Source organism: Pseudomonas sp. CCC4.1 (assembly GCF_035019225.1).
Taxonomy (GTDB): Bacteria; Pseudomonadota; Gammaproteobacteria; order Pseudomonadales; family Pseudomonadaceae; genus Aquipseudomonas; species Aquipseudomonas bubulae.
Map to the genome: position 1 here is coordinate 13,094 of NZ_JASJWL010000049.1, position 24,637 is coordinate 37,730.

A 24,637-nucleotide genomic window follows, 5' to 3' on the forward strand; every position below is an offset into this window, starting at 1 on the left:
TTTTGTTTTATCTACAACGAGTGACCTGAATCAACGGGTCCGAATGATTGAAGTCGCTCCCCGGAGCCCTTCGGTCAGCATAGGACACGCACAGGTCGCCACATCCGTTAGCCTGGAGTTCAACACATGCATCCCCGCGTTCTTGAAGTCACCGAGCGTCTTATTGCCCGCAGTCGTGCAACCCGCGAGGCGTATCTGACGCTTATTCGTGGCGCTGCCGGCGACGGCCCGCAACGCGGCAAGCTGCAATGCGCGAACTTCGCCCACGGCGTGGCAGGGTGTGGCACTGAAGATAAAAACAGCCTGCGGATGATGAACGCGGCCAACGTGGCAATTGTTTCGTCATATAACGACATGCTCTCGGCGCACCAGCCGTACGAGCACTTTCCTGAACAAATCAAAAAAGCATTGCGTGAAATTGGCTCGGTAGGCCAGTTCGCCGGTGGCACTCCAGCCATGTGTGACGGCGTGACCCAGGGCGAGCCGGGCATGGAACTCAGTTTGCTGAGCCGCGAAGTGATTGCCTTGTCCACAGCCGTGGCGCTGTCCCACAATATGTTCGACGCGGCGCTGATGCTGGGCATTTGCGACAAGATCGTGCCGGGCCTGCTGATGGGGGCGCTGCGTTTTGGTCACTTGCCGACCATCTTTGTACCGGGTGGGCCGATGCCGTCGGGCATTTCCAACAAGGAAAAAGCCGATGTGCGCCAGCGCTACGCCGAAGGCAAGGCCAGCCGCGAAGAGTTGCTGGAATCGGAGATGAAGTCCTACCACAGCCCTGGCACCTGCACGTTCTACGGCACCGCGAACACCAACCAGTTGCTGATGGAAGTGATGGGCCTGCATTTGCCAGGCGCCTCTTTCGTTAACCCCTACACGCCTTTGCGCGATGCCCTGACTCGCGAAGCGGCTCATCAAGTCACTCGTCTGACCAAGCAAAACGGCGATTTCATGCCGCTGGGCGAGATCGTTGACGAGCGTTCGCTGGTCAACTCCATCGTTGCGCTGCACGCCACCGGCGGTTCGACCAACCACACCTTGCACATGCCGGCGATTGCCATGTCGGCGGGTATCCAGCTGACCTGGCAAGACATGGCCGACCTCTCCGAGGTGGTACCGACCCTGTCCCACGTGTATCCAAACGGCAAGGCCGATATCAACCACTTCCAGGCCGCCGGTGGTATGGCGTTCCTGATTCGGGAGCTGCTGGAAGCCGGTCTGCTTCACGAAAACGTCAACACCGTGGCGGGCTATGGCCTGAGCCGCTACACCCGCGAACCGTTCCTGGTGGATGGCGAGCTGGTATGGCGTGAAGGTCCGATTGAAAGCCTCGACGAGTCGATCCTGCGCCCGGTTGCCCGTGCATTCTCCGGCGAGGGTGGCCTGCGGGTGATGGAAGGCAACCTGGGCCGTGGCGTGATGAAGGTCTCGGCGGTAGCCCCGGAACATCAGATCGTCGAAGCCCCGGCGCGGGTGTTCCAGGACCAGCAACAACTGGCCGATGCGTTCAAGGCCGGTGAGCTGGAACACGACTTCGTGGCCGTGATGCGTTTTCAGGGGCCGCGCTCCAACGGTATGCCCGAGCTGCACAAGATGACGCCGTTTCTGGGTGTGTTGCAGGATCGGGGCTTCAAGGTGGCGCTGATTACCGACGGGCGGATGTCAGGCGCGTCGGGGAAGATCCCGGCTGCGATTCATGTGAGCCCCGAGGCTTCGATTGGCGGCGCCCTGGCGCGGGTGCAGGACGGCGACATAATTCGCGTTGATGGGGTAAAAGGTACGTTGCAACTGCTGGTGGATGAGGCAGAATTTGCCGCGCGCACCCCGGCTGTCGGCACTCTGGATAATGCCGTCGGCACCGGGCGTGAGTTGTTTGCGTTTATGCGTCAGGCCTTCAGTTCGGCCGAGCAGGGCGCGAGCACCTTTACCTCGTCTCTGGAAAATCTGAAATGAAGCTCGCACTGGTCGGTGATATAGGCGGTACCAACGCACGTTTTGCGTTGTGGGAAAACGACCAGTTGCGTTCGGTCAGCGTGTTGCCCACAGCAGACTTCGCCTGCCCGGAAGATGCCATCAAGCTTTACCTGGATAGGCTGGAACTGGCTCCGGGCTCTGTAGGCTCGGTATGTCTGTCAGTGGCCGGGCCGGTGAGTGGCGATGAATTTCGTTTTACCAACAACCATTGGCGCTTGAGCCGCTCGGCTTTCTGCCATGCGCTGCAGGTCGACAATCTGCTGCTGATCAACGACTTCAGCGCGATGGCCTTGGGCATGACCCGGCTGCAACCCGAAGATGTGCGCCAGGTTTGCCCGGGGGTTGTTGACCCGACGCGCCCGGCGGTGGTTATCGGGCCGGGCACCGGGCTGGGTGTGGGCACTTTGCTCAATCTCGGCGAGGGTCAATTCATGGCCTTGCCGGGGGAGGGCGGGCATGTCGACCTGCCCATGAGCAACCCGCGTGAAGTGCAGTTGTGGCAGCACATCTACAATGAAATCGGCCATGTGAGCGCCGAGAGCATTTTGAGCGGCAGCGGTTTGCCGCGGGTCTATCGGGCGATTTGTGCGGTGGATGGCCATACACCGGTACTGGACAGCGACCGGGCCATTACCGCGGCTGCTCTGGCGGGCGACCCTGTGGCGCTGCAAGTGCTGGAGCATTTCAGTTGCTGGCTGGGCCGTGTGGCGGGCAACAATGTGCTGACCATCGGTGGCCGTGGCGGGGTGTATATCGTCGGCGGGGTGATTCCGCGCTTTGCCGATATCTTCCTGGCCAGCGGCTTTGCCCGCAGCTTTGCCGACAAAGGCTGCATGAGCGACTACCTCAAGGGTATCCCGGTGTGGCTGGTGACGGCGCCGTACCCGGGTTTGATCGGTGCCGGGGTGGCGTTGCAGCAGGCGTTTGGCTGAAAGCTCCGTGAGTGGGCTTGTTGTGGGAGCGAGCAAGCCCGCTCCCACAGAGTTTGGATCGCCGTATAAAAACAATAAGGAACACCACTGTGAGCACACCCGGCAAATCCATTTTGCTGGTCGATGACGACCAGGAAATTCGCGACCTGCTTGATCTGTATCTCACCCGCGCCGGTTTCCAGGTGCGTGCCGTGGGAGATGGCGCCGGTTTTCGCGAAACGCTGGACAGCGCGGCGAGTGATCTGTTGATCCTCGATGTCATGTTGCCCGATGAAGACGGCTTCAGCCTGTGCCGCTGGGTGCGTCAGCATCCGCGCTTTGCCCAGATCCCGATCATCATGCTCACTGCCAGTTCCGACGAGGCCGATCGCATCATTGGTCTTGAGCTGGGCGCCGACGATTACCTGGGTAAACCCTTCAGCCCCCGTGAGCTGCTGGCGCGGATCAAGGCGTTGTTACGCAGGGCACAATTTGTCGCTACCACCTCGGGCAACGAGGTGCTGGCATTTGAAGAGTGGCGGCTGAACACCGTGACTCATCGGCTGTTTCATACCGATGGAGAAGAGGTGATTTTGTCGGGGGCAGATTTTGCCTTGCTCAAATTGTTTCTGGATAACCCGCAGCAGATTCTCGACCGCGACACTATTGGCAATGCAACCCGCGGGCGTGAGCTGATGCCGCTTGATCGCATTGTCGACATGGCGGTCAGCCGCCTGCGCCAGCGCCTGCGTGACACTGACAAGCCGCCACGGCTGATCCGCACCATCCGCGGCAGCGGTTATCAGCTGGCGGCTCAGGTCATGTCCGGCAATGACCTTTAAGCGCCTGGGCAAATGGCATATGCCCCGTTCGCTGCTGGGACGCATGTTGTTGCTGACCTTGCTCGCCATCCTGCTGGCGCAAACCCTGTCCAGTGCTATCTGGTTGTCGCAGTTGCGTACCACGCAACTCGAAGGCCTGGTCAACAGCGCGCGTAGCCTGGCCCACTCGATGAACGCCACCGTCGCCTACCTGCGTTCCCTGCCGCTGGCCTATCGCCCATTGGTACTGGATCAACTGCGCAGCATGGGCGGTACGCGTTTTGTCGTGAGCCTCAACGACAAACCACTGGATATGCAGGTGTTGCCGCCCACCCAGCGCAAGCAGGCGGTACTGGATGCCGTGGATCAGGTATTGCGCGAGGCCGTGGGGCCCAATGTCGAGATGTCGGTGCAGTTTGTCAGCCCCCAGGATCTGCGTATTTTCAATGCCGGTCTCAAACTCGACGAGCTACCGCGCTCCTGGGCGCATTTTGCACTGACGCTGGAGCCGGTCGATCCGCCGATCCTGGTCACACAAATCCAGATGGTGCCCGGTGAATGGCTGTATATCGCCTCCTTGTTGCCCCAGCCCTACACCAGTCTCGAAGAGGAGGGGCTGCCGGCCCTGCAGGTGTGGTTTATCGTGCTCAGCAGTATTTTTCTGTTGTTGTTCATCGGTCTGTTGATGCACTGGCAAAGCCGTCCGCTCAAGCGTCTGGCGCGAGCGGCCCGGGACATGTCGCTGGGTGAGGACGAGGTCAAGCCGGTCGAGGTGGGCGGCGGCAGTGAAGTGGTCGAGGTGGCGCGCGCCCTCAATACCATGCGTGCCCGCATCAGTCGTTATCTGACCGAGCGCGGCCAGTTGTTCAGTGCCATCTCCCATGATTTGCGCACGCCCATTACCCGCTTGCGCCTGCGGGTCGAGCTGCTCGACGACGAACAACTGCAATACAAATTCGGCCGTGATCTGGACGAGCTGGAAATGCTGGTCAAAGGGGCGCTGCAATGTGTGAAAGACACCGATATTCACGAAAACATCGAAGCCGTGGACTTGAACCAGTTGCTTGACTGCCTGATCGAGCCTTACCTGCTGCCCCAGGGTAACGGCCGCGTAACGCTGCAGGGCCGGGCTGTCAGACCTTACTATGGTAAACCCCTGGCGCTGCGGCGCTGCATGGGCAACCTGATCGATAACGCGCTCAAGTACGGCCACTACGCGCATTTGCGTATTGATGACAATGAGCAGGCCTTTGTCCTCACGGTTGACGATGAGGGGCCGGGCGTACCCGAGCAGCGTCTTGAGCAGGTATTCGAACCGCACTTTCGCCTGGCCGGGCAGCAGCAGGGCTACGGGCTCGGATTGGGGATTGCACGCAGCATCGCCCATAGCCATGGCGGTGAAGTCAGTTTGCAGAACCTGCGGGCCGGCGGCCTGCGGGTTACTTTGCACTTGCCGCGAAATGGCGATTGATCGACAGGGTCGCCTGCTCGGGGCTGATGGGCAACAGGGGTTCCAGGTTGCTGTCCGAAGGCTTTGCAAGGGTGGGGCTGGGCGGGTGGTCGCTGTTCATGGCGGCGTTGATACGGTTCTCACGCACGCGCCTGCTGGTCTGGCCGAAGTGCTGTTGCAGTTTTTCCATGGCCACGTCGTAGGGCTCATTGCACAGAGTCAGTTGCCTCTGACGCTCTTGTAGCGCCAGACGTTTGGCCTCGTCATCGCCATGCCGGTCAACGCGAAAGCTCTTGCTCAGGTTGTAGCCGTGAATGCGGGTTGTCGCACGCCAGTAGTCGATCTGGTTGGAGCGGACCCGGTACACCCCTGGATGACCGCTGGTGTTGTGCGGCATAAGGCGCTGACGGTTTTCATAAGAAAACGCCAGGGGCATTTTGAGAACCAATTGGTTACGCATGGTCTCAGCGGCCTCCAGGGCAGCAGCCTGATCCGCGTAGTCGGTGAAATTGAAACAGTGGACATGTACTTTTCCCGAGCGCCGAATGTCCAGCTTCCAGGCGCAGGGGGTGCCGTCCGGATCCAGTAGCTGGCTGATAAAACAGTGATTCTGGGGCGTTGCGCGCTGTTTTGGCATGAAACTCATCTCCTGATGGGGGGGCCGGCATCCGTTCTTGAATTGTGGCGAAGTGTTGCAGCCTCGCTGAAGTTTTTTGCAGGTTCAACGTGGGAAAACGACTTCGGGATCCGTCCTACATGCAACGCAGAAAATACCTTATGTATCGATAGGCGCAGCTTAAGTGCCCAGAGGAATACGGGCTTTAGCGCTGTTGAAAGATCTTTGGAACAGAACAATCACCTCGGCCGCCATGTCACCAGGTTGTGACATTTCGGCGTCTGTTCGTTACGTGCAGGCAGTTTGCGATGGATACACTCTCTAGCAGCGCAAGCAAAAGACTTGCACAGCTATAACAACAAGAAAGGTCTCGACATGAATTCATTCAATCGCCTCGCCGTTGTCATTTCGCTTGCCACACTGTTCCCCCTGGGTGCTTATGCTGCCGCCCCTGCCGATTCCAAAGGCACGGTTGAAGTGGTGCATTGGTGGACCTCCGGCGGTGAAGCCAAAGCGGTTGATGTGCTGAAAAAACTGATCGAAAAAGACGGTTATACCTGGCAGGACAGCGCTGTAGCAGGCGGTGGCGGTGCTGCGGCCATGACCGTGCTGAAAACCCGCGCCGTCTCCGGCAACCCGCCATCAGCGGCGCAGATCAAGGGCCCGGACTTGCAGGAGTGGGGCGCACTGGGTTTGTTGACCAACCTCGATGAGGTGTCCAAGGCCAACAACTGGGATGGCATGCTGTCCAAGACCGTATCCGACACCATGAAGTACGACGGCCATTACGTGGCGGTACCGGTGAATATTCACCGGGTGAACTGGTTGTGGATCAACCCTGAAGTGTTCAAAAAGGTCGGTATCGACAAGGCGCCCACTACCCTTGACGAACTCTTTGCTGCGGGCGACAAGCTCAAGGCAGCGGGCTTTATTCCCCTGGCCCACGGCGGCCAGCCGTGGCAGGACAGCACGGTCTTTGAAGACCTGGTGCTGAGCGTCATGGGCCCGCAAGGCTATAAAAAAGCGTTCGTCGATCTTGATGAGAAAACCCTCACCGGCCCGCAGATGGCTGAAGTGTTCAGCAAACTGAAAAAACTCCAGGGCTATATGGACCCTGATGGCACCGGCCAGGACTGGAACCTGGAAGCGGCCAAGGTGATCAACGGCAAGGCCGGCATGCAGATCATGGGTGACTGGGCGAAAAGCGAATGGGCTGCTGCGGGCAAAAAGGCCGGTACTGATTTCGAATGCGTGCCGTTTCCGGGCACCCAGGGCAGCTTTACCTACAACATCGACTCGCTGGCGATGTTCAAACTCTCGGCGAAAAACAACACGCCGGGCAATATCGCCGCGCAAAACGACGTGGCCAAAGTCGCCCTTGAACCCGAATTCCAGTACGTGTTCAACCAGAACAAAGGCTCGATCCCGGTACGCAGTGACCTGGACATGAGCAAGTTCGACAGCTGTGCCCAGGCCTCGGCCAAGGATTTTGCCGAAGCGGGCAAAACCCACGGTCAGTTGCCGAGCATGGCGCATAACATGGCCACCTCGCTGGCGGTACAGGGCGCTATTTTCGACACGGTAAGCAACTTTATGAGCGACAAGAGTGCTGATCCGGCCACTGCCGGGAAAAAGCTCTATTCGGCCATCAAGTCGGCACAGTAATTCGTTGAGCTGACCCGCCACGCCTTGCGCGTGGCTCCCCCCCTTGTCCCTGGTTGTGCGGCATCTGCATTGGCGGATGCCGGCATACCCTGCCGGGAGTATTTCGATGAGTTCCGTGGCTGTGTTCAGCAAGGCCTCGCCCTTTGATGCGCTGCAGCGCTGGTTGCCCAAGCTGGTTTTGGCGCCGAGCATGCTGATCGTATTGGTGGGCTTTTATGGCTACATTTTTTGGACGTTCCTGCTGTCGTTCACCAACTCCAGTTTTATGCCCAGCTACCAGTGGGTCGGCCTGCAGCAATATGCGCGCTTGATGGCCAATGACCGCTGGTGGGTTGCGAGCAAGAACCTGGCGGTGTTTGGTGGCATGTTTATCGTCATCAGCCTGGTGATTGGCGTGTTCCTGGCGATTCTGCTCGACCAGCGGATTCGCAAGGAAGGTTTTATCCGCACCATCTACCTGTACCCGATGGCGCTCTCCATGATCGTCACCGGTACGGCCTGGAAATGGCTGCTCAACCCGGGCCTGGGGCTGGATAAAATGCTTCGTGACTGGGGCTGGGAAGGCTTTCGCTTTGACTGGCTGCTGGATCAGGACCGGGTGGTGTACTGCCTGGTGATCGCGGCGGTATGGCAGGCCTCCGGATTTGTCATGGCGATGTTTCTGGCCGGGTTGCGCGGGGTTGATCAGTCGATCATTCGTGCCGCTCAGGTCGACGGCGCAAACTTGCCGACCATCTACTTGCGCATTGTCCTGCCGAGCCTGCGACCGGTGTTTTTCAGCGCCTTCATGATCCTGGCGCACATTGCCATCAAGAGCTTCGACCTGGTGTCAGCGATGACTGCCGGTGGCCCTGGCTACTCCTCGGATCTGCCTGCGATGTTCATGTACTCCTTTACTTTCAGCCGTGGGCAAATGGGCATCGGTTCTGCCAGCGCGATCATGATGCTGGGCGCGATTCTGGCCATTCTCGTGCCGTATCTGTATTCCGAGCTGAGGAACAAACGCCATGATTAATGCTCAGCGTTTTACCTTCAGCCGTGTGGCGATCTACGCCACCCTGATCCTTGCGGCGGCGGTGTATCTGGTGCCGCTGGTGGTGATGCTGCTTACCAGTTTCAAAACCCCGGAAGACATCCGCACCGGCAACCTGCTGAGCTGGCCGCAAGTGATCGACGGTATCGGCTGGATCAAGGCCTGGGACACGGTGGGCGGGTATTTCTGGAACTCGGTGAAAATCACCGTGCCAGCGGTCCTGATTTCGACCTTTATCGGCGCCATGAACGGTTATGTCTTGTCGATGTGGCGTTTTCGCGGTTCGCAGCTGTTTTTCGGCCTGCTGTTGTTTGGCTGCTTCCTGCCGTTTCAGACGGTGTTGCTGCCGGCCTCGTTCACCATCGGCAAACTGGGGCTGGCCAACACCACCACCGGCCTGGTGCTGGTGCATGTGGTCTACGGTCTGGCCTTTACCACGCTGTTTTTCCGCAACTACTACGTGAGTATCCCGGATGCGCTGGTCAAGGCTGCGCGTCTGGACGGTGCGGGCTTTTTCACTATTTTCGGGCGCATCCTGCTGCCGATGTCGGTGCCCATCGTCATGGTCTGCCTGATCTGGCAGTTCACTCAAATCTGGAACGACTTTCTGTTTGGTGTGGTGTTTGCCAGTGGCGATGCGCAGCCGATTACGGTGGCGCTCAACAACCTGGTCAATACCAGCACCGGCGCCAAGGAATACAACGTGGACATGGCTGCGGCCATGATCGCGGGGCTGCCGACGCTGCTGGTCTACATCTTTGCGGGCAAGTATTTTCTGCGCGGGCTGACGTCCGGCGCGGTCAAGGGGTAAGGCATGGCGACTCTAGAATTACGCAACGTAAATAAATCCTACGGCAAGGGTTTGCCCGACACGCTGAAAAACATCGAGCTGAAAATCGATGACGGCGAGTTCCTGATTCTGGTGGGGCCTTCGGGCTGCGGCAAATCAACCCTGATGAACTGCATCGCCGGTCTTGAGAGCATCAGTGGCGGGGCGATTCTGGTGGACGATGCCGATATCAGCGGCATGAGCCCCAAGGACCGTGACATCGCCATGGTGTTTCAGTCCTACGCGCTGTACCCGACCATGAATGTCCGCGACAACATTGCCTTCGGCCTGAAGATTCGCAAGATGAGTGCGGCGGCCATTGACGAAGAAGTGGCGCGGGTGTCCAAACTGCTGCAGATCGAGCACCTGCTGACGCGCAAGCCCGGCCAGCTGTCCGGTGGCCAGCAGCAGCGCGTGGCCATGGGCCGGGCGCTGGCGCGGCGGCCGAAGATCTACCTGTTCGACGAACCGCTGTCCAACCTCGATGCCAAGTTGCGGGTCGAGATGCGCACCGAAATGAAGCTGATGCACCAGCGCCTGAAAACCACCACCGTCTACGTTACCCACGACCAGATCGAAGCCATGACCCTGGGCGACAAAGTGGCGGTGATGAAAGACGGCATCATTCAGCAGTTCGGCACCCCGAAACAGATCTACAACGACCCGGCCAACCTGTTTGTCGCCAGTTTTATTGGCTCGCCACCGATGAACTTTATCCCCCTGCGTTTGCAGCGTCGCGACGGCCGCTTGCTGGCCTTGCTCGACAGCGGCCAGGCGCGTTGCGAGCTGCCGCTGGGCATGCAGGACGCCGGGCTGGAAGACCGCGATGTGATCGTGGGCATCCGCGCCGAGCAAATTGTGCTGGCGCCAGCCGAACCCAATGGCCTGCCGGTTATTCGCGCCGAGGTGCAGGTTGTCGAACCCACCGGCCCCGATACCCTGGTTTTTGTCAGCCTCAACGGCATCAAAGTGTGCTGCCGCATGGCTCCGGATGATGCCCCTGCGGTCGGTCAGAGCCTCAATTTGCAGTTCGATCCTGCCAAAGTGCTACTGTTTGATGCGAATACGGGGGAGCGTCTGGGGGCGATGAGTTCGCCTCAGGCTCAAGGCCGGGCTGATAACGTGGCGCAATTCAAGGGTCGTTAAGTCAACAGGGAGCCTGTTACCGGGCCTCCTTGCAGTTGTGCCGCGTTAAACAAAGCCAATAAGAAGACAACGAGGATTAAAGGGATGACTAACAGAATGACCCGCACCCGTCTGGCCTGCCAGCTATCGGCAATTGTCGCGCTAGGTCTGGGTGCAAGCAGTGTCTACGCCGACGAAGCCTTCAGTGCCGATTCGAAATGGATGACGGGCGACTGGGGCGGCGAGCGCACCAGACTGATCGAGCAGGGTATCGACATCAAGGCCGATTATGTCGGTGAAGTGGGCGCCAACCTGCACGGTGGCTACAACGACGACAAGACCGCGCGCTACAGCGACCAGTTTGGTCTGGGTGTGGCGCTGGACCTGCAAAAGCTGTGGGGCTGGGACAACACCCAGGCCAAGATCCAGCTGACCAACCGTAATGGTCAGAATATTTCCAATGACCGTGTCGGTGATCCGCGTGCAGGGACCTTGAGTTCCTCCCAGGAAGTCTATGGCCGTGGCCATATGGTGCGTCTGACCCAATTGTGGATCCAGCACCAGTTCCTCGATGGCAAGCTGGACGTCAAGGCCGGTTATTTCGGTGAAGGCGAGGACTTCAACACCTTCCCGTGCGAATTCCAGAACCTGGCGTTCTGTGGCTCGCAGGTGGGTAACTGGGCCACCAACCTCTGGTACAACTGGCCGGTCAGCCAGGCGGCGCTGCGCGTGAAGTACAACATCACGCCTGAGTTGTACGCGCAAATCGGTGCGTACAACCAGAACCCGTCGCAACTGGAGCACGGCAACGGCTTCAAGCTCAGCGGCAGCGGTACCAAGGGCACTGTGTTGCCGGTTGAGTTGGTGTGGTCGCCCAAGGTCAACGACCTGCCGGGCGAATACCGTGTGGGTTACTACAAGAGCACGGCGCCTGCCGATGACGTGAAGGTCAATATCACCAATGATGGTCAGGACTATCGCGTACGTGACAGCAAACACGGCTACTGGTTTGTCGTGCAGCAGCAGCTCACCAGCCACAACGGTGACGCTTCGCGCGGCCTGCATATCGCGGCCAACGCCACTTTCCATGACAAGCAGACCAACATCGTCGACAACTATCAGTCGCTGATGTTTGTGTACAAAGGGCCGTTCGATGCCCGGCCCAAGGATGACATCGGCATTGGCGCCGCCCGTATTCATGTCAACGATGACGTGAAGAAAAGCGCCGAGCTGATCAATGCGTCCATCGGTGCCACCGACTACAGCGACCCCTTGTACACGCCGCTGCGCAATACCGAGTACAACTACGAACTCAACTACGGCTTCCACGTGACCAACTGGCTGACGGTGCGTCCAAACCTGCAGTACATCACTCACCCGGGTGGTGTGGACCAGGTAGACAACGCATTGGTGGCCGGACTGAAAATTCAGTCGACGTTCTAAATGCGCTAAGCTCCTTGTTTTTCCAGCGGATAGCCTTGGCTATCCGCTTTTTTTCGGGGCTGCACCCCCCGGCGCATGATTTTCAGGACTGCGGCACATGCATGAGCATCCGCTTCACCGTTTTTTCAAATCCAGACGCGAGCAGCCGGTTTTCCAGTGGGAGCGCTTTCAGCAGCGCGACGTACTGGTGATCGATCATCCGCATTGCCAGGCGGTGTTCAGCCGTCAGGGCGCGCAGTTGCTGCACTTCCAGCCGACCGGGCAAAAACCCTGGCTGTGGTGCGCTGCCAAGTGGCCGCAAGTGGGTGCGATACGTGGTGGGGTGCCGATCTTCTGGCCCTGGTATGGCCGTCACCCCAGTGAAAACGCCTGGCCATCCCATGGCTGGGCGCGGCTGATCGACTGGAAGCTGCTCGACAGCAGCAGTGACGAAGAAGGGGTGACCTTGCACTGGCGCTTGCAGCTGTGCGATTGGCAGGTGGATTTGCATGCGCGATTGGGCGAAGAAATGGAGCTGCGCCTGAGCACCGAACATCAGGACGACGAGCCTTGCCAGGTGAGCCAGGCGTTGCGCGCTTACTGGCGAATTGGTGATGTTGCTGAGGTAGCGCTGTCCGGTCTGGACGGAGCGCACGGCTACGACCAGTTGAACCGTGAGGTATGCCAGCAGAAAGGCGAGTTACGGGTGGGAGGTGGTTGTCAGCGGGTGTTCCAGCATGACGGCGAAATGCAGCTCAATGACCATGCCTGGCAACGGGCTTTGAGCATCGACACGGGTGATCAGGGCAGCACGGTGGTCTGGCATCCCGGCAAGCGGCCGTTGCTGGGGGTGAGCTGGAACGAAGTGATGGGCTTTGTGTGTGTGGAGTCCACGAGTGGCGGTACCCATAACCAGGCCCTTGCCCCGGGCGAGCAGGCTCATTTGAGCTTGCAGGCGAGGGCGGGGCTTTGCAGCGTCTGATGGGGCATTACCAAGCGATTGCCTAGTTGAACTCATCGCCCACCGGATAGCGGCTGGCGTTGAGGCTTTCCTTGATTTTGCGCAGGTGTGGCTGGAAGTCCACGCCGCGGCGCAGGGTCATGCCGGTTGCCAGTACATCCAGTACGGTCAGCTGGATGATGCGCGAGGTCATCGGCATATAGATGTCGGTGTCTTCGGGCAGCGGGATGTTCAGGCTCAGGGTGCTGGCCTTGGCCAGTGGCGAGTTTTCCGCAGTTAGCCCCAGTACCGAGGCACCGTTGGCGCGCGCAATGCGAGCCACTTCCACCAGTTCACGGGTGCGACCGGTGTAGGAAATAATCACGAACAATTCACCCGTGTGCGCCACCGAGGCGATCATGCGCTGCATCAGCACGTCGGCGTGGGCGGTGACGGCCAGGTTGAAGCGGAAGAATTTGTGTTGCGCATCCAGTGCCACCGGTGCAGAAGCGCCCAAGCCAAAAAAGTGGATCTGCCGGGCCTGGATCAGCAAGTCGACGGCGCGGCTGATAAGGTTGGGGTCCAGTGCCTGGCAGGCACTGTCCAGCGAGGCGATGGCGCTGCCGAAGATTTTTTGTGTATACGCGGCCGGATTATCGTCTGCCTCTACCGCGCGGCTCACGTAAGCTGCGCCGCTGGCCAGGCTTTGTGCCAGTTGCAGCTTTAACTCGGGGTAGCCGCTGACACCAAATGAACGGCAGAAACGGTTAACCGTGGGTTCGCTGACAGAAGCTGCCTGCGCCAAGGCGGCGATGCTGAATCGGGTCGCCTGCTGCGGGTTCTGCAAAATGATTTCGGCCACTTTGCGCTCGGCCTTGTTCAGGTCTTCGAGGCGGCCCTTGATCTGTTCGAGTAAATTTCGCACGCGGTCCATTTATGGTCCTTGGGTCAGCGATGCAAGAACCGGACTAAAGCGGTTCTGGAAGGTGGCCTATCCTACTGGTGGCCTGTGACGACCACTAGCAGGAATCTGTATTTTGAGAAAATGTTGTGTTTATTACTACATTTTTCCTTGAGTGATACCTTGAAAAAAGGTATTTGTAGCTTAACTTGATAAAAGAACAAACATCATGCCTTCGATTACGGTTGAACCGTGCACCTTTGCCTTGTTCGGCGCCCTTGGCGATCTGGCCCTGCGCAAGCTGTTTCCTGCCTTGTACCAACTGGATCGCGCCGGTCTGCTGCATGCCGACACACGCATTCTCGCGCTGGCCCGAGAGCCGGGCGAGGCCTCCACGCACCTGGCGCATATCGACAGCCAGTTGCGCCAGTATCTGGGTGAGAAGGAAATCGAAGTCGAAGCATTGAACCGCTTCCTGGCTCGCTTGAGCTACCTGCATGTGGATTTTTTCAAGACTGAAGATTACCTGGCGCTGGCTGAAATGGCCGGCACAGAGCAGCGCCTGATCGCTTACTTCGCCACTCCGGCGGCTGTGTACGGTGCCATTTGCGAGAACCTGTCCGCGGTCGGCCTGGCTGAAAATACCCGTGTGGTGCTGGAAAAGCCCATCGGCTCGGATCTTGAGTCTTCGCGCAAGGTCAACGATTCCGTGGCGCAGTTCTTCCCCGAGAACCGCACTTACCGCATCGACCACTACCTGGGCAAAGAGACCGTACAAAACCTGATCGCGCTGCGTTTTGCCAACAGCCTGTTCGAGACCCAGTGGAACCAGCGCTACATCTCCCACGTTGAAATCACCGTGGCCGAGAAAGTCGGCATCGAGGGCCGCTGGGGCTATTTCGACAAGGCTGGCCAACTGCGCGACATGATCCAGAACCACCTGCTGCAGTTGCTGTGCCTGATTGCCATGGACCCGCCTGCGGACCTGTCGGCCGACAGCATTCGCGACGAAAAGGTCAAAGTGCTCAAGGCCCTGGCCCCGATCAGCGCCGAAGGCCTGACCACCCAGGTGGTACGCGGCCAGTACATTGCCGGTTACAGCGAAGGTCAGTCGGTGCCGGGTTATCTGGAGGAAGAAAACTCCAACACCCAGAGTGACACCGAGACCTTTGTGGCACTGCGCGCCGATATTCGTAACTGGCGTTGGGCAGGGGTGCCGTTCTACCTGCGCACCGGCAAGCGCATGCCACAAAAGCTCTCGCAAATCGTTATCCACTTCAAGGAACCGTCGCACTACATCTTTGCTCCCGAGCAGCGCCTGCAAATCGGCAACAAGCTGATTATTCGCCTGCAACCGGACGAAGGTATTTCCTTGCGGGTAATGACCAAGGACCAGGGCCTGGATAAAGGCATGCAACTGCGCAGCGGCCCGTTGCAATTGAATTTTTCTGACACTTATCGCAGCACACGGATTCCGGATGCTTACGAGCGCCTGTTGCTCGAAGTCATGCGCGGCAACCAGAACCTGTTTGTACGCAAAGATGAAATTGAAGCGGCATGGAAATGGTGCGACCAGTTGATCGCCGGCTGGAAAAAGTCCGGTGATGCGCCCAAGCCTTACGCGGCGGGGTCCTGGGGGCCGATGAGTTCCATTGCACTGATTACGCGGGACGGGAGGTCTTGGTATGGCGATATCTGATTTGAAACTGCCTGAAGGTGTGAGCTCGCACACCTTCAAGAACCCGGCGTTGTTGGCCGAAGGGCTGGCAACAAAAGTTGCCGGGCAATTGAACCAGGCTATCGCCGAGCAGGGCGTTGCCACTCTGGTGGTGTCCGGCGGCCGCAGCCCGGTGGCGTTTTTCCAAAGCTTGATCAAGCAGCCGGTCGATTGGTCGAAAGTGGTTGTCAGCCTGGCGGATGAACGCTGGGTGCCGGTCGAGCATGCCGACAGCAACGCGGGCCTGCTTAAAAAGCATCTGCTCCAAGGCCCGGCGGCCAAAGCCCGTTTTGTCGGCTTGTATAACGCTGCAGCCACGGTAGAAAAGGCTGCGCTGGAGGCCGATCAGGGGCTGGCCGAGTTGCCGCCGATCGATGTGCTGATCCTGGGTATGGGCGATGACGGGCATACCGCGTCGCTGTTCCCCAATAGCCCGAATCTGAGTGAAGCCCTGCAACTGGACAACCCGCGCCGTTGCTGGGCGATGCTGGCGCCAACGGTGCCGCACCAGCGTCTGAGCATGAGTCGCAGCCTGTTGGCGAGCGCGAAGCACAAGGTGCTGTCGATCCAGGGCCAGTCCAAATTGAACACCCTCAACGAAGCGCTGGGGGGCACAGATGTTGCCGCCTTGCCGATTCGTGCCTTCCTGCAACCTACGTTAGAGATTTACTGGTGCCCATGAGCCAAGGATCAGCTGCCATGACAACAACAATTGCGAACGTATCGATGGCGGATAAAGTCGCCCTGATCGACAGCCTGTGTGAGCGAGCACGAATTCTGCCGGTGATTACCATTGCCCGCGAACAAGACATCCTGCCTTTGGCGGATGCGCTGGCGGCCGGTGGTCTGACGGCGCTGGAAGTGACCCTGCGTTCGGCGTTCGGCCTCAAGGCCATTCGTATCCTGCGTGACCAGCGCCCTGAGCTGGTGACAGGTGCGGGTACCGTACTGGATCGCCATATGCTGGCGGCGGCGGAAGACGCCGGTTCGCAATTTATTGTTACTCCGGGCATTACCCGTGACTTGCTCGAGGCCAGTGTTGCCAGCGACATTCCGCTGCTGCCGGGCATCAGCAATGCTTCCGGGATCATGGAAGGCTATGGCTTGGGTTACCGCCGTTTCAAACTGTTCCCTGCAGAAGTCAGCGGCGGTGTAGCGGCGATCAAGGCCCTGGGCGGTCCTTTTGGCGAAGTGAAATTCTGCCCGACCGGCGGTGTTGGTCCGGCCAATATCCGCAACTACATGGCCTTGAAAAACGTGATGTGCGTGGGCGGTAGCTGGATGCTGGACAGCGAATGGATCAAGAACGGCGACTGGGCCCGAATCCAGGAATGCACCGCTGAGGCGCTTGCCCTGCTGGATTGATGTTTTAGTTACGAATGTGTTGTGTGTTCTACGGTTTTTGGTGCGCTTGGTCGGCGCACCTTTTTTTTGCCTGAAAAATACCCGCTCCCACAAGGTTATGTGTGAGCTTGCGAAAGCTCGCGCAGCGCCCGCACCAGTTGGTTGATGTCATCCAGCGTGGTGGCAAAGCCCACTGTTACCCGGATACAACTGCCACACGCCGAACCGTTGCGGGCTACGGTGAACAGGTTGTAGTCCTTGAGCAGGCGATCAACCATCGGTTGTTGATCCTGCACATGGGTAAAGCGCAGCGAAGTGATTGCGCAATACAAGCGCGGATCATCGTTGACCAGCACTTCAATGCCCTCGATCTTGCGCGCCTCGCTGACCCACAGGTTGCGCAGGTAGTTGAGTCGGGCACCCTTGCCTCGGGCGTCACCCATCTCATGGTGTTCCTGCAGCACCTTGGTCAGGGTTAGCCAGGCGGGGATGTTGACCGTGCCATAAACGGCGCGGTTGCGCACATCCGGCTCGGGGTAGCGCTCATTGCCCATATCGGGGTCAATGTCGCCCAGGCGCTGGGGATCGATATACATCAGGCCCAGGGTCAGCGGCGCGCCAATCCATTTATGCAGGTTGAATCCGGCAAAGGCCACACCCAGTGCCGGCAGGTCCAGTTCGATCTGCCCCAGGGCATGGGCACCGTCCAGAATCACGTCAACCCCATGCTCTTTTGCCGCCGCAACAATGGCCTCCACGGGCATGACCAGGCCAGTGCGATGGGTAACGTGAGTGAGCGCCATCAGCTTGATCCGCGGGTTACGTTCAAATGCCTGGCGATAGCTGGCCACCAGGCTTTCAAACGTGGCTGGGTGCGTGTGGGAGATTTCGATAATTTCCAGGCCGCGTTGGCGTGCCACTCCACGCATGGCGTATTCGACGCTGTGGTATTCCAGATCGCTGATCAGCAATTGATCGCCCGTTTGCAGGCCATTGTAGTTGCGGATCAATGATTGCAGGCCGTCAGACGCGCAAAAGGTCAGCGCCAGGCCGGCAGGGGCTACACCAAGCAACCCCGCCAGCGAGTCGCGAATTTCCAGGCCCTGAGTGGTATCGAAGTGCTGGCGCACAGGCACCGAGTTGTTGCGGTTAATAAAGTCGATATTACGCTGGTAGTCCTGTGCCACGTCGCGGGTCATACGCCCGAAGTAGCCGTTCTCCAGATTGATCGGGCCGGGCGCAAGGTCGTAGCGCTCGGCAATTGCTTGCCAGAAGTGTTCGTCGCGGGCGTTGTCTTCAATCCTTGGCATGGGGCAGCTCTATCAATGGCGGGGTTTGGGTTTTCCGTGTTTGGCGCGTAACGGGTCGAGCAGGTCCGACAGGCCGTTATGATCAATCTCTTGCATCAGGGCCAGCAAGCCGCCCAGTTCTCCGTGGGGGAAACCTTCACGGGCGAACCAGTTGAGGTACTGGCCGGGCAGGTCGGCGATGATTCGGCCCTTGTATTTGCCGAAGGGCATTTCACGAGTGACCAGCAGTTCGAGTTTTTCGGGGTTCATGCAGCGGCCCTTAGATGGGTAAAGCTGTGGAAATCAAAATACAGGCAATTTGCATGAAGGCCAATTGACAGATCATGCATATAAACCGGATACAGATTTTTTGATATTTATTAAGTCATTGATATTTAAGGATTTTATTTAATTATAAAACTGGCACGAGCCCTGCAACCTCTATTGCACGATCCTCAACCTTGTAAGGAATTGAACAATGACTGACCTTAATAAAGAAGCCATTAGCATCCTGAACGATCTGATCGAAACCAGCAAAGACGGCCAGGAAGGGTTTAAAAGCTGTGCCGAAGATATCAAGCACCCGGAGCTGAAGGCTCTGTTTGCCAAGCGTTCAGCCGATTGCGCTGCCGCAGCTGCCGAACTTCAGGCTCAAGTTCGAGCTCTGGGTGGTGACCCGGAAACCAGCACCAGCGTGGCCGGTGACTTGCATCGCCGTTGGGTGGATGTGAAGTCCGTGTTTACCGGCAAAGACGAAGAAGCGGTGCTCAACGAAGCCGAGCGCGGCGAAGATCATGCGCTGAAGGCTTATAAAGAAGCGCTGGAAAAAATCAGCAAGCACAACCTGGTCGGCATTCGTGATCTGGTAGAGCGCCAGTACCACGGCGTGCAACGCAACCACGATCAGGTTAAGGCGCTGCGCAATCAGGCCCGTGCCCGTGCATGATTAGCTTGAAGCTGTAGTTCCAAAAATGTGGGAGCGGGCTTGCTCGTGATGCAAAAACTCGATTGATCAGAATGATCGAGTTGATGCTATCGCGAGCGAGCCCGCTCCCACATTGCGTTTTAGCCAATGCTGATCGCAGGCAGTACCGGCAGGGTCACGGTTTGTTGCTTGCGTGGCGCAATGATTTCGGCCTCGCCATCAACAACGATTTCATCGCGCTGGTTGAACACGCGAGTAGCAATGCGCACACGGAACTTGGGCAGTTTTTCCAGGATTTCCAGGCGCACGGTGAGGGTGTCACCGATTTTCACCGGTTTCTGAAAGCTCATTTGCTGGCCGACATAGATGGTGCCCGGGCCAGGCAGCTCGCAGGCTACGGCAGCACTTATCAGCGCACCACTGAACATGCCATGGGCAATACGCTCCTTGAACATGGTGGCGGCGGCGAACTCGGGGTCGAGGTGCACCGGATTGTGGTCGCCGGACATGGCCGCAAAAAGCTGAATGTCACGCTCTCCGACGGTTTTGCTGTAGCTGGCTGTCTGGCCGACTTCGAGGGCTTCGTACGGGGTGTTGGTAACCTGAGTCATCTAGCGCATGTCCTGTGACGAGTGTTTGGTTTTAAAGCTATGATTTTAAAAGCTTTTTAGGTGTAAATCTGTTTTTCGCTCATTCGCTTCGCGACGGGCGGGAGTGGCTCAATGCCTGATTTAGCCACTTAATTACATCAGCCATGACTTCATCGCGGTTGGTTTCGTTGAAGAGTTCATGCCGCGCTTGCGGATACAGATTCAGTTGCAACTGACGATTGCCGGCATTTCGCAATGCCCTGGCCAGATCAGTGAGACGCTTGCCTTCACTCACCGGATCACATTCGCCGCCGATTATCAGCAGCGGCAGGCCCGGATCGATCTGAGCGAGATTGGACGCTTTGCTGATTTGCTGCAACCCGCCGAGCAGGTCGATCCACAGTTGGTTGGTGCACCGAAAGCCGCACAGGGGGTCGCTGGCGTAGGCATCGACCTGGGCCGGATCGCGGCTGAGCCAGTCATACGGCGTGCGATTGGGTTTGAAGGCCTTGTTGAACGAGCCGAACGACAACCATTCGATCAGCGCACTGCGGCCCTTGGCTCCCTGGCGCCAACGCTCTAGTCGGGCGATCAGGCTGGCTGCACGATAGAGCGCCACCGGCTGGAAATTCGAAGCACTCAGAATCACCCCTTGCAGGCTGGCACTGTGATGCATCACATACGCCTGCGCGATATAGCTGCCCATGCTGTGCCCGAGCAAAAAAACCGGTATGCCAGGGTGGGCCTGGCCGATATGCCGGCTCAGGCTGGCCACGTCGCTGACCACCGCGCACCAGCCATCATTGTCGGCAAAATAGCCCAGGGTGCCGCGCTCGGCTGTTTTACCGTGACCGCGCTGATCATGGGCATACAGGGCAAAACCGGCAGCACACAGGGCCTGGCCCAGGTGCGCATAACGGCCACTGTGTTCGGCCATGCCATGAGCCAGCAGGACAACAGCCCTGGGTGTACTGTCCGGCAGCCACTGGTTAACGAAAAGACCGCTGCGGTCATTCGCTTCCAGCCAGAAAGTCTCAGGGGTCATGGCATTTCCTTTAATTATTGTCGTACCAGTGTATAGCGCATTTGCAAGGGGGCCAGTTAACGGGCGTTTACCCGGCAATAAGATTCAAGATGTAAATGGCGAAGATCGCTGTATTTGCCTACAACTTTATAACTGTTAACGTCCGCAAGCTCCGCTTTTCATTCGACACGAGACGCGGCCAGGCACACTCAGGTACGAGGATAAAAACAATGCAACCTGATTTCTGGAATGACAAACGTCCCGCCGGTGTACCGCTGGATATCGACATGACGGCTTTTAAATCGGTTGTTGACGTGTTTGAGCGCTCCTGCAAAAAGTTTGCGGATCGCCCGGCCTTCAGCAATCTGGGAGTGACCATCACCTATGCCGAGCTTGAGCGCCACAGTGCCGCGTTTGCCGGTTATCTGCAGGAGTACACCGATCTCAAGCCGGGCGACCGTATTGCCGTACAAATGCCCAACACCCTGCAATATCCGATTGCCGTGTTCGGAGCCATGCGTGCAGGCCTGATTGTGGTCAATACCAACCCGCTCTACACCTCGCGCGAGATGCGCCATCAGTTCAAGAGCGCCGGGATTCGGGCGCTGGTGTACCTGAACATGTTCGGCAAGCGGGTACAGGAAGTGCTGCAAGACACCGAAATCGACTACCTGATCGAAGCCAGAATGGGCGACATGATGCCGGCCGCCAAAGGCTGGATCACCAACCTGGTGGTCGACAAGGTGAAAAAACTGGTGCCTGCCTATCAGTTGCCCCAGGCCATTTCCTTCAAGAGCGTCTTGCGCCGGGGCGCGGGGCAGGTGATCCGGCCACTGGCGGTAGCGCTGGATGATATCGCCGTCCTGCAGTACACCGGCGGTACCACCGGCCTGCCCAAGGGCGCGATGCTCACCCATGGCAATCTGGTCGCCAATATGCAGCAGTTGCGCGCCTGCCTGTCCCAGCATGGCGCCGACGGCCAGCCGATGCTCAAGGACGGCCGCGAGATCATGATCGGCCCGCTGCCGCTGTACCATATCTATGCATTCACGGCCAATTGCATGGGCATGATGGTCACCGGCAACCATAACGTGCTGATCACCAACCCGCGTGACATCAAGGGTTTTATCAAGGAACTGAAAAACTGGAAGTTCACCTGCTTCCTGGGGCTCAACACCTTGTTTGTTGCACTGATGGACCACCCGGATTTCAAGGACGTGGATTTTTCCAGGCTCAAAATTACCAACTCGGGCGGTACTGCGCTGGTCAAGGCGACGGCTGAACGCTGGGAGAAACTCACCGGGTGCCGCATCGTCGAAGGTTACGGCCTGACGGAAACCTCGCCGGTGGCCAGCGCCAACCCCTGCGGCCAGCTGGCACGGCTGGGCACGGTGGGCATGCCGGTGCCGGGCACCGCCATGAAGGTGATCAGCGATGAGGGGGTTGATCTGGGGCTGGGTGAGCGCGGCGAGTTATGCGTCAAAGGCCCGCAAGTGATGAAGGGTTACTGGCAAAACCCCGAGGCTACGGCCGAGGTGCTGGACGCCGAGGGCTGGTTCAAGACCGGCGATGTCGCCGTGATTGATCCGGACGGTTTTGTCCGCATCGTCGATCGCAAGAAAGATCTGATTATCGTCTCAGGCTTTAATGTCTACCCCAACGAAATCGAAGATATCGTGATGGCACACCCTAAAGTGGCCAATTGCGCAGTTATCGGCGTACCTGATGAGCGCACGGGCGAGGCAGTCAAACTGTTTGTGGTGCCGCGTGCAGGCGGGGTGACGGTTGAGGAACTCACGGCTTACTGCAAGGACAATTTCACCGGTTACAAGGTGCCCAAGCAAATCGTGTTGCGTGATGCCTTGCCCATGACGCCGGTTGGAAAAATCCTGCGTCGTGAGTTACGGGATACCGCCTGATTCGTTCATCATGGCGACAGACGCTCGCAGGCTGAAAGGCCGCGGGCGTTTTTTTATGCCTATGATAAGGGGCTGTAATACCTGAGATAGAGGGGTTTATCGGTTAATAGAGTGTTTATACTAATGATGACTTTGGATTGTCCTACAGTCAGGTTGGTGACTCTAAACCCGGTTTTTGGCTCTAGGCGGCCTTTGGCAAAGCTGCTACTCTCGGCGCGCTTTGTGACTTCAGGGTAAGTGAAAGTCAGAGCTGTCCATTATAAAAATCAAACAAATAAGAACCGCACCCGATGCGGTGAAGAATTCGCGACGCTGAGGAGTGGGCTTCCATGATTGAAGGCTTTTGGAAGGATAAGTACCCAGCTGGGATTGCTGCTGAAATCAATCCAGATGAATATCCAAATATTCAGACGGTACTGCGGGAATCTTGCCAGCGTTTCGCCGATAAACCGGCGTTCAGTAACCTCGGCAAAACCATTACCTACGGTGAGCTCTATGAGCAGTCGGGCGCTTTTGCAGCCTGGTTGCAGCAGCACACCGACTTGCAGCCGGGCGATCGCATCGCCGTGCAGCTGCCCAACCTGTTGCAATACCCGATTGCTGTGTTCGGAGCCATCCGCGCCGGTTTGATTGTGGTCAACACCAACCCGCTGTACACCGCGCGGGAAATGGAACACCAGTTCAAGGATTCCGGTGCCAAGGCACTGGTGTGCCTGGCGAACATGGCGCATCTCGCTGAAAAAGTCGTGCCCCAGACGTCGGTCAAGTATGTGATCGTCACCGAAGTGGCTGACATGCTGTCGCCTTTCAAGCGGGTGCTGATCAATAGCGTCATCAAGTACGTGAAAAAGATGGTCCCTGCTTATCACTTGCCACAGGCCGTCAAGTTCAACGACGTGCTGAGCAAAGGCCAGGGCCAGCCGGTCAAGGAAGCCAGCCCGGTGAGCAGTGATGTTGCCGTGCTGCAATACACGGGCGGCACTACCGGTGTGGCCAAGGGCGCGATGCTGACCCATCGCAACCTGATCGCCAACATGTTGCAGTGCAAGGCGTTGATGGCCTCCAACCTCGATGAAGGTTGTGAAATCCTGATTACGCCTTTGCCGCTGTATCACATCTACGCCTTTACCTTTCACTGCATGGCGATGATGCTACTGGGCAATCACAACGTATTGATCAGTAACCCCCGTGATTTACCGGCGATGGTCAAAGAGCTGTCCAAGTGGAAATTCACCGGTTTTGTCGGTCTCAATACCCTGTTTGTGGCGCTGTGCAACAGCGAGGCGTTCCGCAAGCTGGATTTCTCGGCCCTCAAGGTGACGCTCTCGGGTGGCATGGCCTTGCAACTGTCGGTGGCCGAGCGCTGGAAGACCGTGACCGGTTGCCCGATCTGCGAAGGTTATGGCATGACCGAGACCAGTCCGGTAGCCACGGTCAACCCGGCCCAGAGCATTCAGATCGGTACCATTGGCATTCCGGTGCCTTCGACCCTGTGCAAAGTGATTAACGATGCCGGCGAAGAGCTGCCGCTGGGTGAAGTCGGCGAGCTGTGCATCAAGGGCCCGCAGGTCATGAAAGGCTACTGGGAGCGTCCTGACGCCACCGCCGAGATCATGGACAGCGAAGGCTGGTTGAAATCCGGTGATATCGCAGTGATTCAGCCTGATGGCTACATGCGTATCGTTGATCGCAAAAAAGACATGATTCTGGTGTCGGGCTTCAATGTTTACCCCAACGAGCTGGAAGACGTGATGGCCTCCTTGCCGGGCGTATTGCAGTGCGCTGCAATCGGTATTCCGGACGAGAAGACCGGTGAGCTGATCAAGGTGTTTATCGTGGTCAAGCCGGGTATGACGCTGACCAAGGAACAGGTCATGACGCATATGCGTGCCAACCTGACGGCTTACAAGGCGCCCAAGTTCGTCGAGTTCCGCGACAGCTTGCCGACCACCAACGTGGGCAAGATCCTGCGTCGTGAGTTGCGAGACGAAGAACTGAAAAAGCTGGGCCTCAAGAAGTAACAGGCCTGGATACGAAAAATCCCCGCAATGCGGGGATTTTTCGTTTTGATACGGTGAAGGTCTGTTGTAGCAGCTGCCGAAGGAACACTGCAACTGTGGGAGCTGTCTCTTATACACATCT

22 protein-coding genes are annotated in these 24,637 nt (G+C 58.1%); 16 read left to right on the forward strand and 6 right to left on the reverse strand.

All coding sequences use genetic code 11. The features are described from left to right. Positions 1–126: 126 nt before the first annotated feature. From edd to QN377_RS17300, 4 genes are all read left to right on the forward strand, one after another. Entirely contained in the window at positions 127–1,953 is a 1,827-nt protein-coding gene (edd, locus tag QN377_RS17285; RefSeq protein WP_095001384.1) for a phosphogluconate dehydratase, read from the forward strand. Then, the gene (locus tag QN377_RS17290; RefSeq protein ID WP_095019827.1) at positions 1,950–2,906 is read left to right on the forward strand and encodes a glucokinase; all 957 of its coding nucleotides are present in this window, start codon (positions 1,950–1,952) and stop codon (positions 2,904–2,906) included. The genes edd and QN377_RS17290 overlap by 4 nt, the downstream gene beginning before the upstream one ends. 89 nt (positions 2,907–2,995) lie before the next feature. Then, positions 2,996–3,727 (forward strand): response regulator, encoded by a 732-nt coding sequence (locus QN377_RS17295; protein WP_095019828.1) that lies wholly within the window; start codon positions 2,996–2,998, stop codon positions 3,725–3,727. Beyond that, entirely contained in the window at positions 3,717–5,177 is a 1,461-nt protein-coding gene (locus QN377_RS17300) for a sensor histidine kinase (RefSeq protein WP_095001387.1), read from the forward strand. The genes QN377_RS17295 and QN377_RS17300 overlap by 11 nt, the downstream gene beginning before the upstream one ends. Here QN377_RS17300 and QN377_RS17305 read toward each other — a convergent pair. Then, complete coding sequence (locus tag QN377_RS17305) at positions 5,146–5,793, reverse strand: AP2 domain-containing protein (protein ID WP_095020852.1); 648 nt, start codon at positions 5,791–5,793, stop codon at positions 5,146–5,148. The genes QN377_RS17300 and QN377_RS17305 overlap by 32 nt on opposite strands. Positions 5,794–6,147: 354 nt before the next feature. On the opposite strand from QN377_RS17305, the gene QN377_RS17310 reads away from it, so the two are divergent. The 6 genes from QN377_RS17310 to QN377_RS17335 all read left to right on the forward strand — a co-directional run bounded on the left by QN377_RS17310 (position 6,148) and on the right by QN377_RS17335 (position 12,828). After that, positions 6,148–7,437 carry an ABC transporter substrate-binding protein gene (locus QN377_RS17310; protein ID WP_322212512.1) on the forward strand — a complete coding sequence of 430 codons (1,290 nt, stop codon included), beginning with the start codon at positions 6,148–6,150 and terminating at the stop codon, positions 7,435–7,437. A 106-nt stretch (positions 7,438–7,543) separates the two neighbouring features. Beyond that, positions 7,544–8,452 carry a carbohydrate ABC transporter permease gene (locus QN377_RS17315; RefSeq protein ID WP_095003275.1) on the forward strand — a complete coding sequence of 303 codons (909 nt, stop codon included), beginning with the start codon at positions 7,544–7,546 and terminating at the stop codon, positions 8,450–8,452. Continuing rightward, the gene (locus QN377_RS17320; protein ID WP_095003274.1) at positions 8,445–9,281 is read left to right on the forward strand and encodes a carbohydrate ABC transporter permease; all 837 of its coding nucleotides are present in this window, start codon (positions 8,445–8,447) and stop codon (positions 9,279–9,281) included. The genes QN377_RS17315 and QN377_RS17320 overlap by 8 nt, the downstream gene beginning before the upstream one ends. Positions 9,282–9,284: 3 nt before the next feature. Further along, on the forward strand, positions 9,285–10,445 hold the full coding sequence (locus tag QN377_RS17325; RefSeq protein WP_095003273.1) for an ABC transporter ATP-binding protein: 1,161 nt from the start codon (positions 9,285–9,287) through the stop codon (positions 10,443–10,445). Positions 10,446–10,529: 84 nt separating this feature from the next. Further along, a complete protein-coding gene (locus tag QN377_RS17330) occupies positions 10,530–11,867 on the forward strand; it encodes a carbohydrate porin (protein ID WP_095003272.1) in 1,338 nt (445 codons plus the stop codon). Positions 11,868–11,964: 97 nt separating this feature from the next. Next, positions 11,965–12,828, forward strand: a complete 864-nt coding sequence (locus tag QN377_RS17335) for a D-hexose-6-phosphate mutarotase (RefSeq protein ID WP_095003271.1) — start codon at positions 11,965–11,967, stop codon at positions 12,826–12,828. 22 nt (positions 12,829–12,850) lie between these two features. On the opposite strand, the gene QN377_RS17340 is transcribed toward QN377_RS17335, so the two are convergent. Next, positions 12,851–13,711, reverse strand: a complete 861-nt coding sequence (locus QN377_RS17340; protein ID WP_169845242.1) for a MurR/RpiR family transcriptional regulator — start codon at positions 13,709–13,711, stop codon at positions 12,851–12,853. Between the two features lie 205 nt (positions 13,712–13,916). Here QN377_RS17340 and zwf point away from each other — a divergent pair, with 205 nt between their 5' ends. The 3 genes from zwf to QN377_RS17355 are packed head-to-tail and all read left to right on the forward strand — an operon-like array spanning position 13,917 to position 16,769. Beyond that, positions 13,917–15,386, forward strand: a complete 1,470-nt coding sequence (gene zwf, locus QN377_RS17345; RefSeq protein ID WP_095003270.1) for a glucose-6-phosphate dehydrogenase — start codon at positions 13,917–13,919, stop codon at positions 15,384–15,386. Further along, the gene (gene pgl, locus QN377_RS17350; RefSeq protein ID WP_095019695.1) at positions 15,373–16,086 is read left to right on the forward strand and encodes a 6-phosphogluconolactonase; all 714 of its coding nucleotides are present in this window, start codon (positions 15,373–15,375) and stop codon (positions 16,084–16,086) included. The genes zwf and pgl overlap by 14 nt, the downstream gene beginning before the upstream one ends. A 17-nt stretch (positions 16,087–16,103) precedes the next feature. Beyond that, the gene (locus QN377_RS17355) at positions 16,104–16,769 is read left to right on the forward strand and encodes a bifunctional 4-hydroxy-2-oxoglutarate aldolase/2-dehydro-3-deoxy-phosphogluconate aldolase (protein ID WP_095003268.1); all 666 of its coding nucleotides are present in this window, start codon (positions 16,104–16,106) and stop codon (positions 16,767–16,769) included. 95 nt (positions 16,770–16,864) lie between these two features. Here QN377_RS17355 and QN377_RS17360 read toward each other — a convergent pair whose 3' ends face one another. Next, a complete protein-coding gene (locus tag QN377_RS17360) occupies positions 16,865–18,058 on the reverse strand; it encodes an aminotransferase class V-fold PLP-dependent enzyme (RefSeq protein WP_095019696.1) in 1,194 nt (397 codons plus the stop codon). 12 nt (positions 18,059–18,070) lie between these two features. After that, positions 18,071–18,307, reverse strand: a complete 237-nt coding sequence (locus tag QN377_RS17365) for a DUF3820 family protein (protein ID WP_019693207.1) — start codon at positions 18,305–18,307, stop codon at positions 18,071–18,073. Positions 18,308–18,515: 208 nt separating this feature from the next. Here QN377_RS17365 and QN377_RS17370 point away from each other — a divergent pair, with 208 nt between their 5' ends. Then, positions 18,516–18,983 (forward strand): PA2169 family four-helix-bundle protein, encoded by a 468-nt coding sequence (locus tag QN377_RS17370; RefSeq protein WP_095003266.1) that lies wholly within the window; start codon positions 18,516–18,518, stop codon positions 18,981–18,983. Between the two features lie 119 nt (positions 18,984–19,102). Here QN377_RS17370 and QN377_RS17375 read toward each other — a convergent pair whose 3' ends face one another. Both QN377_RS17375 and QN377_RS17380 read right to left on the reverse strand, forming a co-directional pair. Beyond that, the gene (locus tag QN377_RS17375; RefSeq protein WP_019829146.1) at positions 19,103–19,573 is read right to left on the reverse strand and encodes a MaoC family dehydratase; all 471 of its coding nucleotides are present in this window, start codon (positions 19,571–19,573) and stop codon (positions 19,103–19,105) included. 79 nt (positions 19,574–19,652) lie between these two features. Continuing rightward, positions 19,653–20,597: an alpha/beta hydrolase gene (locus tag QN377_RS17380; RefSeq protein ID WP_095003265.1), complete on the reverse strand. Its 945-nt coding sequence runs from the start codon at positions 20,595–20,597 to the stop codon at positions 19,653–19,655. Positions 20,598–20,806: 209 nt separating this feature from the next. On the opposite strand from QN377_RS17380, the gene fadD2 reads away from it, so the two are divergent. Both fadD2 and fadD1 read left to right on the forward strand, forming a co-directional pair. After that, a complete protein-coding gene (gene fadD2 / locus QN377_RS17385) occupies positions 20,807–22,495 on the forward strand; it encodes a long-chain-fatty-acid--CoA ligase FadD2 (protein WP_095019697.1) in 1,689 nt (562 codons plus the stop codon). A 329-nt stretch (positions 22,496–22,824) separates the two neighbouring features. Next, entirely contained in the window at positions 22,825–24,516 is a 1,692-nt protein-coding gene (gene fadD1, locus QN377_RS17390; RefSeq protein WP_095003263.1) for a long-chain-fatty-acid--CoA ligase FadD1, read from the forward strand. Positions 24,517–24,637: the final 121 nt, after the last annotated feature.